General features: G+C 73.9%; 4 protein-coding genes. 1 reads left to right on the plus strand and 3 read right to left on the minus strand.

Annotated features, from left to right (window positions below; all coding sequences use genetic code 11):
• A partial coding sequence (locus HCJ92_RS18610; RefSeq protein WP_167934755.1) for a non-ribosomal peptide synthetase occupies window positions 1–5408 on the plus strand: 5408 nt, incomplete at its 5' end.
• Between the two features lie 209 nt (window positions 5409–5617).
• On the opposite strand, the gene HCJ92_RS18615 is transcribed toward HCJ92_RS18610, so the two are convergent.
• Genes HCJ92_RS18615 through HCJ92_RS18625 form a run of 3 tightly spaced genes read right to left on the minus strand, consistent with a single transcriptional unit; the run spans window position 5618 to window position 10335 of the window.
• On the minus strand, window positions 5618–7957 hold the full coding sequence (locus tag HCJ92_RS18615; RefSeq protein WP_167934756.1) for a lantibiotic dehydratase: 2340 nt from the start codon (window positions 7955–7957) through the stop codon (window positions 5618–5620).
• A 3-nt stretch (window positions 7958–7960) separates the two neighbouring features.
• Window positions 7961–8959 (minus strand): ornithine carbamoyltransferase, encoded by a 999-nt coding sequence (locus HCJ92_RS18620; protein WP_167934757.1) that lies wholly within the window; start codon window positions 8957–8959, stop codon window positions 7961–7963.
• Between the two features lie 14 nt (window positions 8960–8973).
• Window positions 8974–10335: a diaminobutyrate--2-oxoglutarate transaminase gene (locus HCJ92_RS18625; RefSeq protein WP_167934758.1), complete on the minus strand. Its 1362-nt coding sequence runs from the start codon at window positions 10333–10335 to the stop codon at window positions 8974–8976.
• Window positions 10336–10438: the final 103 nt, after the last annotated feature.

Consider the following 10438-nt stretch of genomic DNA (forward strand, 5'->3'; position numbering starts at 1 on the left):
ACGCCGGGACGCCCGCCGGCCCCGGGGCCGGCGCCCGAACCGCCGCGCACGGCGGCCCCGCGCACCCGGAGGCGGGCGAGGGCGACGCCGCCTACCTCATCTACACCTCCGGTTCCACCGGCCGACCCAAGGGCGTGGTGATCGAGCACCGCGCCATCGTCAACCGGCTGCGCTGGATGCAGGACGAGTTCGCCATCGGCGCCGGCGACCGTGTGCTCCAGAAGACACCCATCGGCTTCGACGTCTCCGTCTGGGAACTCTTCTGGCCGCTGACCGCGGGCGCCGCCCTGGTGATGGCGCGGCCCGGGGGCCACCGCGACCCGGCCCACCTCGCCGAGGTCATCGCTTCCGAGGGGATCACCACCCTCCACTTCGTGCCGTCGATGCTGCGTGCCTTCTGCACCACCCCGGCCCGGGAGGACGCGCCGCTCACCTCGGTCCGCCACCTGCTGTGCAGCGGTGAGGCGCTTCCCGGCGACCTCGTCGCGGACGCCGCCCGCCGGTTCCCCGTCGCCCCCTACAACCTCTACGGGCCGACGGAGGCGGCCGTGGACGTCACCGGCACGCCCTGCGCCCCGGGCCGGCGCGTCACCATCGGCCGCCCCATCGCCAACACCCGCGCCCACGTCGTGGACGACGCCCTGCGCCCCGTCCCCGTCGGCGTGCCGGGCGAACTCCTCCTCGGCGGCGTGCAACTGGCCCGCGGTTACCTGGGGCGGCCCGACCTGACCGCCGACCGGTTCGTGCCCGACCCCTTCGGCCCGGCCGGCGGCCGGCTCTACCGCACCGGCGACCTGGCGCGGTGGCTGCCCGACGGCAGCATCGACTACCTGGGGCGGCTGGACGACCAGGTCAAGATCCGCGGACAGCGCATCGAGCTCGGCGAGGTGGAGGCGCGGTTGCGCGAGCACCCGTGTGTCGGGGACGCCGCCGCGGCCGTCCGCGACGGCCGACTCGCCGCCTACCTGGTCCCCGAGGCGGACACGGGGGCGGACCCCGACCCCGCCGCCGTCCGAGCCTGGTTGCGCGAGCGGCTCCCCGAGGCGATGGTCCCCGCCGACTGGGTCGTCCTGACGCGCCTCCCGCTGTCCCCCAGCGGCAAGACCGACCGCCGCGCGCTGCCGGCGCCCGACCGCGCGGGCGCGCAGGCGACCGCCGGTCACGTCGCCCCCCGCACCCCCGTCGAAGAGGTGCTCGCGGAGGAACTGGCGCACGCCCTGGACCTGGCGCGGATCGGGGTGACCGACCGCTTCTTCGACCTCGGCGGCGACTCGATCCGCGCCATCCGCGCCGTCGGCGCGCTGGCCGGCCGCGGAGTGGCCCTCTCCGTCCAGCACCTCTTCACCCATCCCACCGTCGCCGAACTGGCCACGGTGGCCGTCATGAGCGACGACACCCCGGGCGCCGCGCTCGTCGAACCGTTCGCGCTGCTCACGGCGGACGAACGGTCGGCCCTGCCCGACGGACTCGCCGACGCCTACCCCATGGGCGAGGTGCAGGCCGGCATGGTCTACGAGCTGCTTGCCGATCCGGGCGCCAACTCCTACCTGAACGTCAGCAGCTTCCACTTCACCGACGACGGGCCCTTCTCCGAGACGGCCCTCCGCGCCGCGATCGACCGTACCGTCGCCCGCCACGAGATCCTGCGGACCTCCTTCGAGCTCACCGGTTACGCCCGCCCCCTGCAACTCGTCCACCGCGAGGCGCCGGTCACCGTGGGCGTCACCGACCTGCGGCCCCTGTCCCCGCGGGAGCAGCGCGACGCCATCGGCTCCCACCGCGCCGCCGAGGCCGGCACCCCGTTCGACCTCGCCACCGCGCCCCTGGTCCGCTACCACGTCCACCGCACCGGCGACCGGGCCTGGACGCTCACCCATACCGAGTGCCACGCCGTCCTCGACGGCTGGAGCCACCACTCGGTGATCCAGGAGATCCGCGCCGGGTACGGCGCGCTCCGCGAGCGGCCGGACCACCCGGTCGACCCGCCGCCCCGGGCGCGCTACGCCGACTTCGTCGCACGGGAGCTGGCGTCACTGGCCTCCGACGACGACCGCGCCTTCTGGCGCGGCCGGCTGACCGACTACCCCCGGCTGGAGCTGCCCGCCGCCACCGCGCCCGCCGAACGAGACGGCCCCGCCCACGAGGTGCGGGCGCCCTGGCACGACCTCGCCCCCGAACTGCGGGAACTGGCCTCCGCCACCGGGACCTCGCTGAAGACCGTCCTGTACACCGCGCACCTCGCCACCCTCGGCGCCCTCTGCGGCCAACGCCGCTTCCTCGCGGGCGCCGTCTGCAACGGCCGTCCCGAACTGCCCGACGGCGACGACACCCGCGGCATGTACCTCAACACCGTGCCGTTCGCGGTGGACCTCGACGCCCCGAGCTGGCGGGAGCTGCTGCGCGCCGTCTTCGCCGAGGAGGCGGCGGTCTGGCCGCACCGCCGCTACCCCCTGCCCGCCATGCAGCGGGAGTGGGGCGAGGGCATCCCACTGGTCGACGTGGTCTTCGGCTACCTCGACTTCCACGTGCTCGACCAGTCGGGCGCCGCGCCCGACGAGGTCACCGACAGCAGCCCCAACGAGTTCACCCTCGACGTGTGGACCTTCCCCGGCGACCTGCGGATCACCTGCCGCCCCGGCTGGGCCGACCGGTCCCGCCTGGAGGCGTTCGCCGCGGTGTTCCTCCGGGTGCTGCGTGCCATGGCCCGGACCCCGGACGCCGACCCGCGGCGGTTCCGCCCCCAGGAGCTGACGGCGCCCGCGCGGCCGGCGGCGGTGGCCGACCCGCTCCCCGAACTCACCGTGCCCGAACTGGTCCTGCGCGCCGGAAAGCCGGGAGCGGTGGCGCTCACCGCTGACGGCGCCGAGGTCACCCACGAAGAACTCGGCCGACGCGCCGAGGCGTTCGCCCGACTGCTGCGCCGCCGCGGAGTGCGCGCCGAGACCCCCGTCGCCGTCTGCCTGGAGCGCGGTCCCGAGACCGTCGTCGCCCTGCTCGGCGTCATGCTGGCCGGTGGCACCTACCTCGCCGTCGATCCCGACTACCCCCAGGACCGCGTCCGCTACCTGCTGGAGGACTCCGGCGCCTCACTGCTGGTGACCCGCGCCGCCCTGGTGGACCGCCTGGCAGGCGCGGGCGGCCCGGAGCGCCTCCTGCTGGAGGACGCCGAGCGCGACATCCGCGAGAGCGGTGCCCACGCGACGGGCGAGCCGCTGCCGCGCGTCGCTTCGCCCGACTCCGCGGCCTGCCTCATCTACACCTCGGGTTCCACCGGCCGGCCCAAGGGCGTCCAGATCACCCACCGGAACATCGTCCGCCTCGTCCACGACGAGAACCACGCCCGCCTGGGGCCGGACGACGCGGTACTGGTGGTCTCACCCCTCGCCTTCGACGCCTCCACCTTCGAGCTGTGGGCGGCCCTGGCATGCGGCGGGCGCCTCGTCCTGTGCCCGCCGGGCACCCCCACCACCGACACCCTCGCCGAACTGCTGACCGCGAACGGTGTCACCGTCGCCTTCCTGACCACCAGCCTCTTCCACCTGATGACCGAACGCCGCCCGGAGGCGCTGGCCGCCCCGCGCTCGATCCTCACCGGTGGCGACGTCCTCTCCCCGTCCCACCTGCGGGAGGCACGGGCCCACGGCGTCGCGGTGAGCAACATGTACGGGCCGACCGAGTGCACCACCTTCGCCACCGCCCACCACGACGCCACCCCCGACCCCGCGGGCGGCGCCGTGCCGATCGGCCCTCCGATCGCCAGGACCACTGCCCTGGTGGTGGACCCCGGAATGAACCCGGTGCCCCACGGCGTCGCGGGCGAGCTGCTGCTCGGCGGACCCGGTGTGGCCCGCGGCTACCACGGGCGCCCGGAGCTGACCGCGGAACGCTTCGTCCCCGACCCCACCGGCACCACCCCCGGCGGCCGGCTCTACCGCACCGGCGACACCGTCCGTCAGGACCCCGACGGCACACTCCACTTCCTCGGCCGTCGCGACCACCAGGTCAAGGTGCGGGGCCACCGCATCGAGCTCGGCGAGGTCGAGTCGGCGCTCGCCGCCCTGCCCGGCGTCTCGGCGGCGGCAGCCGCCGTCTGCCGTACCGGGGCCGACGGCGACAAGGAACTCGTGGGCTACGTGGTGGGACGCCCCGACGCCGACGCCCTGGACCGCGCCGCGCTGCGCGCCGCGCTCCGCACCCGGGTGCCGGCGTTCCTCGTCCCGACCGCCTGGGTCGAGCTGCCCTCGCTGCCGCTCAACGGCAACGGCAAGGTCGACCGCGCGGCCCTGCCCGCGCCCGACCGCACCGACGCCGGCGACGCCCACCGGGCGCCCCGCACCGCCGCCGAGCGGGCGATGGCGCAGGTGTGGTGCGAGGTGCTCGGCCGGGAACGCGTCGGCGTGGACGACGACTTCTTCCTGCTGGGCGGCCACTCCCTGCTCATCCTGCGCGCGGTGGCGCTGCTGCGGGAGCGGCACGGGCTCCAGTTGACGGTCCGCGCCTTCGTGGAGCACCAGACCCTGGAGGCGGTCGCGGCGGTGGCCGAGCGCGGAACCCCCGCGGGCGCCACCGCCCCCGCCCTGATGTGGCTGCGGGAGCAGGGCGACCGGGCGCCGCTGTTCTGCGTGCACCCGGGTGGCGGCAGCGCCCACTGGTACCGGCGGCTGGTGCCGCACCTGCACCCGGAGCAGCCGGTGGCCGCGCTGGAGTGGCCCGGCCTCCAGGCCGGGCCCGGCGAACCCGTCCCGACCGCGGCCGAGATGGCCTCCCGGTACCTCGGGGAGATCCGGCGGGCCCGGCCCCAGGGGCCCTACCGACTGCTGGGCTGGTGCGGAGGCAGCGGCATCACCGCCGAACTCGCGGACCGGCTGCGGGCGGACGGCGAGGAGGTGACGTTCGTCCTGCTCGACCCCGGGCTGGACAGCCACGACCGGGAGGGCCTGTGGGAGGAGTTCCGCCTCATCGAACGGTGCACCGAACTGCTGTCGGAGCTGGAGCGGCGGGAGGCCGCCGCCGACCCCGGCGACGTCACCGCGCTGCGTGCGGAGATCCTGCGCCTGCTGGAACACCTGGTGGACGACGCCGACCCGGAGACGGGCATCACGCTGCCCGAGGAGAGCGGGGCGGCGGTCTGGTTGCCCTCCGCGCTGATCTGGCGCGAGGTCATGGAGATGACCCTGACCTACCGCCACCGCTACTACCCCGGCACCCTGCACCTGATCGCCAGTGACGAACTCGTCGACGGCGAGCACGAGGTCGCGTCCGGGCAGGACTTCCGCGGCTACGTGGCGCGGTGGCGGGAGCTGACGGGCACGCTGGAGGTCCACCGGGTACCCGGTGACCACTTCGGCGTCATGCGGAAGCCGCACGTGGACACCCTCGCGGTCACGTTGGACCGGCTGCTGGCCTGACACCCGCGCCCGGACGGGCAGCGAGCGGCGGTGGCCCCGGACCGGAAGGTCCGGGGCCACCGCCGCGTCCGCGTGGCCCTCGTGCCCTCTTCGACGGGGGCGCCGCGTGGACACGGCGTTGACGCGGCACCGACGGACCGACCCGGGCGCGCCGAAGCCGCCGGCCCTGGTCGGGGCCGGCGGCGTCCGGGATGTGCGGGGTGGGCTCCTCAGCCGGGCGGGAGCTCCGTCCGCTCCTGGTCGACGGCGACGAAGCGGAGTTCGGAGGTGTAGGTGTTGTGGTGTTCGTCGGTGAGCCAGGTCTGGTCGGGGGTGGGGAGCATTTCGGTGAGGGTGAGGGTGGCGCCGGGGTTGTTGCGTGCGAGGCGTCGTGCGGCTTTGGCGAGGATGTTGATGTAGACGGGGGCGTCGAAGTCGACGTAGAAGGGGCGGGGTTCGGTGGGGGAGACGATGAAGGCGTAGCGGGGGAGGTCGTGTCGGGTGCGCCAGTTGCGTGCGCGGATCCAGCGGCGTGCTTCGTTCTTCTCGTCGGCGAAGTCGAGGTCGTCGCCGGTGAAGCGCCAGGACTCGCGCTGGACGGTCATCCGGTCGATCGTCACCCGCGGCACGTGGTCCGCCTCGGGGAAGAGGCGGAACAGGTCCATGGCGAGGGTCGTCAGCACATGGCCGAAGACGTCGAGGACGTCGAACTCCGCACCGTCGGGCAGCACCGTGAGCAGCCGGCCGCCGCGCCGTACCACCGAGGCGTCGGCACTGAGGACCGTCCGCGGCCGGTAGGGGTCGGCCGTCTGGTCGCGCAGCGCCACCAGGTAGTCCTCGGGTCGCACCAGCACGTTCTGCACCCGCACCGAGAGTCGGGAGGAATGCTCCTTGGGCAGCATCGGCAGCAGTCGGGGAGTGGGGTGGTCTCGGTCGGTCATGGCGAACAGCTGGGCGGGATCCGGATGTTGGCTGACGAAGAGCGAGGCCGCCATCGTGTTGGTCGCCAGGTGCATCTCGCCGAGGACGAGGGAGAAGTCGCCGCGGGCCACGGCGTCGGTGCTGTCGGCGACGACGAGGACGTCCGGGCTGACGTAGCGCGCCGCCGTCCATCCGGGGGCCGCCGCGGGGAACTCGGCCGCGACACCCGCGGCCAGATCGCTCCCGTCGATCCGCACCCGTCGCGTCCCGGTCGGGAGCGGCAGCAGACGCGCCCACCGCCGGCGGAACTCCGCGGCCACCTCGTCGGCGGCCGTCCGTGCGCCGCCGTGCAGCACCGGCATGCATGCCAGCCAGAACGCTCCGAGGTCGACCTCGTCGTCGGCCGTCGCCGCGAGCCGGTCGAAGACCTCGTCCGCCTGCCGCCGCACGACGGTCGCCAGCTCGGCCATCAGCCAGGCCGCGCTGTGCAGGAGCGGGTCGAGGGTGGCCATCGCGTCGAGGATGGTGTGGCCGATGGTGGCGGTGGTGGAGCGGCGGGTGTCGGTGTAGAGGAGTGAGCGGTTGGGTGCGGTGCGGGTGCTTTTGTTGCGTTGGGATGCGGTGTGGGTGATGTCGGTGAAGTGGGTTTCGAGGGTGTGGAGGGCTTGGGTGAGGTGGTGGGGGTTGCGGTCGGCGTTGTGGACGGTGGTGCGTTGGGTTTCGAGGGTGTTGAGGTGGGTGAGGGTGTGGTTGCGGAGGTGGGGGTCGTGGATGCGGTTGAGGATGGTGCGGAGTTGGTGTTCGGGGTGGGGGCCGGAGGGGATGTCGAGGCGCCAGGTGATCCAGCGGTGTCGGGTGAGTTCGGTGAGGTGTTGGCGGGTTTGGTCGAGGGTGGTGTGGGTGGTTTCGGCGAGTTGGTGGGGGGTGGTGGTGCCGTTGATGTGGGTGAGGAGTGGTGTGAGGTGGGGTGGGACGGTTTTGGGGGGTCGTCCGGGGATGGTGACGGTGGTGTGGGTGGGGTGGTGGGTGATGCGGGCGAAGGGGGTGCGGCGTGGGGGGATCCAGTCCATGAGGCCGGGGTGGGTGGTGAGGGTTTTGGCGAGGGCGTCGATGGACCAGCTGGAGAAGAAGGTGGTGGTGTTGCTGGTGAGGCCGGTTCCGTGGTGGGTGTGGATGCCGGTGGTGGTGGGGTTGATGGTGCCCCAGCCGACGGGGCCGAAGAAGCCGATGGTGTCGTTCTTGACGCAGAAGCGTTGGCGGTAGTGGGCGACGAGTTCTTCGCGTTGGCGGGGCATGGAGGAGCGGTTGGTGGGGGTGGGGGTGCGGTCGAGGAAGGGGCGGATGCCGGTGCGCAGGACGGTGCGGTTCTGCCAGGCGAGGGCGGTGGTGAAGTCGTCGGTGGCGGCGAAGGCCTGGAGTTTGCGGGCGGTCTGTGCGGCGGTGTCGGCGAAGGTGGTTTCGAAGGTGTCCCAGTCGGGGCCGTTCAGGGGGTGGGTGTGGTCGAACTTCTCGGCGTGGAGGGCGAGTTCTGCGGGTGCGAGTTCCTTGACGCCGTCCACGGGGAACCCCGGGCCACGCAACGAGAACTGCTCCCACAACCGCCACCGACCACCCGGAAGCCTGACGTCCTGACGATCTTCCGCGCTCATGGCTCAGTTCCTCTCGGCGGTCGGGTCGGCGCACCACTCCAGAACGGCGCGTGCGCTGTGGAACTTGTTCTCCGCCTGGTCGAAGGCGATCGAGGCGGGTCCGTCCAGCACGTCGCCGGTGACCTCCTCGCCGCGATGGGCCGGCAGGTCGTGCATGAACACCGCGTCCCCGGCGGCGGCCAGCGTCTCCTCGCGCACCTGGAACGGCGCGAACGCCTCCCGCCAATCCGCGGTGGGCTTCGCCGTCCCCGTCGTCTGCCAGCGCGTCGTGTACACCACGTCGGCCTCGGGCAGCTCCGCCATGTCGTGGCGCTGCTCGACCACCGCGCCGCTGCGCGCCGTGTACACCGCGGCCCGCTCCAGGTAGTCGGCCGGCACCCCGTACCCCGGCGGGGTCCGCAGCGTCAGTCGCACCCCGCGGAAACGCGCCAGCGCCAGCGTCAGGGCGGTGGCGGTGTTGTTGCCCTCGCCCACGTAGACCACGTGCAGGTCCTCGATCCGACCGAACCGCCGCAGCAGCGTCGTGAGGTCCGCCAGCGCCTGCGTCGGATGCTCGGTGGCGCTCATCGCGTTCACCACCGCCATACGCCGCTGCGCCGCGTACGCCCGCAGCTCGCTCTCCGGCCCCGCGGTGCGCGCCACCAGGACGTCCAGCACCCGGGAGAGGACGGCGGCGGTGTCGGACACCTCCTCGCCGGTGTTCTCCTGCAGGTCGCCGGGGCCGTAGGTCACCACCCCGCCGCCCAGCCGCAGCGCACCCGCGGAGAACGCGGTGCGGGTGCGGGTGGAGGTCTTGCGGAACAGCACCCCCACGACCTGGCCCCGCAGGCCGTCGGCCTCGGCCCCCGCGGCGAACTCCGCGCCGCGCGCCGCCAGATGGCGCAGCTCGGCGCCGGAGAGGTCGTCGATCGAGATCAGATGGCGCCGCTCCGGCCGAGGCCGGGCGGATCCGGAACGGCCGGGGAGCGCCCCCGCGGGCCGTGACTGCGTTGACTGTGGCATGGTCCCCTTCTCTCTCAGGTCCGGTCCAGCAGCGCGGCGCGCAGGACGCCGATGCCGTCGGCCAGTTCGGCCGGATCGATCGTCAGCGGGGGCATGACCTTCAGGACCTCGTCCTCGCGTCCGGCGAGTTCGACGATCAGCCCGTGGTCGAAGGCGTACCGCTGGATGTGCGCGGCCCGCGCGCCGCCGCCGCTCCCCGCGAGGTCGATGCCGAGCACCGCGCCGCGGCCCCGGACGCGGACCGCCGGGTCGCGGCCGGCCACCTCGGCGCCGAACTCCGTGAGCGTCCGCGCGGTCCCCGCCCGGACGCGGTGGAACGCCTCGTCCGACCACAGCCCGGCCGCCGCCGTCGCAGTGACGAACGCCAGCTGGTTGCCGCGGAAGGTGCCGGTGTGCTCCCCCGGCTCCCACACGTCCAGTTCGGGACGGAACAGCGTCAGCGACATCGGGAGTCCGTAGCCGCTGAGCGACTTGGAGACGGTCACCACGTCCGGCACGATCCCGGACTCCTCGAAGGCGAAGAAGTCACCGGTGCGACCGCAGCCCGACTGGATCTCGTCGCAGATGAGCAGGATGCCGCGCCGCTCCGTGGCCTCGCGCAGCCTCCGCAGCCAGGCCGCGGAGGCCGGACGCACACCGCCCTCCATCTGCACCGGCTCGACGATCACCGCGGCGGGCGTCTCGACCCCCGAGGAGGGGTCGTCCAGCAGGCGCTCGATCAGCCCCACCGAGTCGAACGGCCCGCCGGGGCCGTCCTCGAACGGTACGAAGGTGACGGGGTCCTGCCCGTGCACCCCGCCCGCCCGACGGGCGCGCCCGCTGCCCGTCACCGCCAGTGAGCCGCGGGACATCCCGTGGAATCCGCCGGAGAACGCGATGACCCCGCTGCGTCCGGTGGCCTTGCGCGCGACCTTCAGGGCCGCCTCGACCGCGTCGGTGCCGGTGGGGCCGGGGAACTGCGCGGTGTAGTCCAGACCGCGCGGCTCCAGGACGTGGGTGCGGAAGGCGGTCAGGAACTCCCGCTTGGCGACGGTGTACATGTCCAGGCCGTGCGCCACGCCGTCCGCGGCCACGTAGGCGGCGAGCCCCGCCTTGAGCACGTCGTTGTTGTGGCCGTAGTTCAACGACCCGGCGCCGCAGAAGAAGTCCGTGAAGACCCGTCCGTCCTCGGCGAACAGCCTCGCTCCCTTGGCGCGCCGCAGGACGACGGGGAAGGTGCGGCAGTACAGGCGGACCCGCGACTCACCGCGGTCGAACACCTCGGTGTCGGCGGGGGGCGCCGGCGGGTCCGGCGGCGCCGGGGCGGTCGCCGCCGTGCTCCGGATCGGCGCGGTCGGGGCCGCCGCGGGAGCGGCGGGGGTGAGCGCTGTGGTCATGGTGGGCTCCAGGGACGAGGTGCGCTGATGGGGAAGCGGCGGCGCGGCAGGGCCGGGGCCCGGCGGCTCACTGCCGGGGCGGGGTGGTGCCCGCCGGACCGGC

Source organism: Streptomyces spiramenti, assembly GCF_012034385.1.
Taxonomy (GTDB): Bacteria; Actinomycetota; Actinomycetes; order Streptomycetales; family Streptomycetaceae; genus Streptomyces; species Streptomyces spiramenti.

What these genes read in the sequence shown, in the direction of transcription:
- HCJ92_RS18615 (WP_167934756.1), bottom strand. Translation starts at nt 7,957, where the DNA reads ATGAGCGCGGAAGATCGTCAGGACGTCAGGCTTCCGGGTGGTCGGTGG.
- HCJ92_RS18620 (WP_167934757.1), bottom strand. Translation starts at nt 8,959, where the DNA reads ATGCCACAGTCAACGCAGTCACGGCCCGCGGGGGCGCTCCCCGGCCGT.
- HCJ92_RS18625 (WP_167934758.1), bottom strand. Translation starts at nt 10,335, where the DNA reads ATGACCACAGCGCTCACCCCCGCCGCTCCCGCGGCGGCCCCGACCGCG.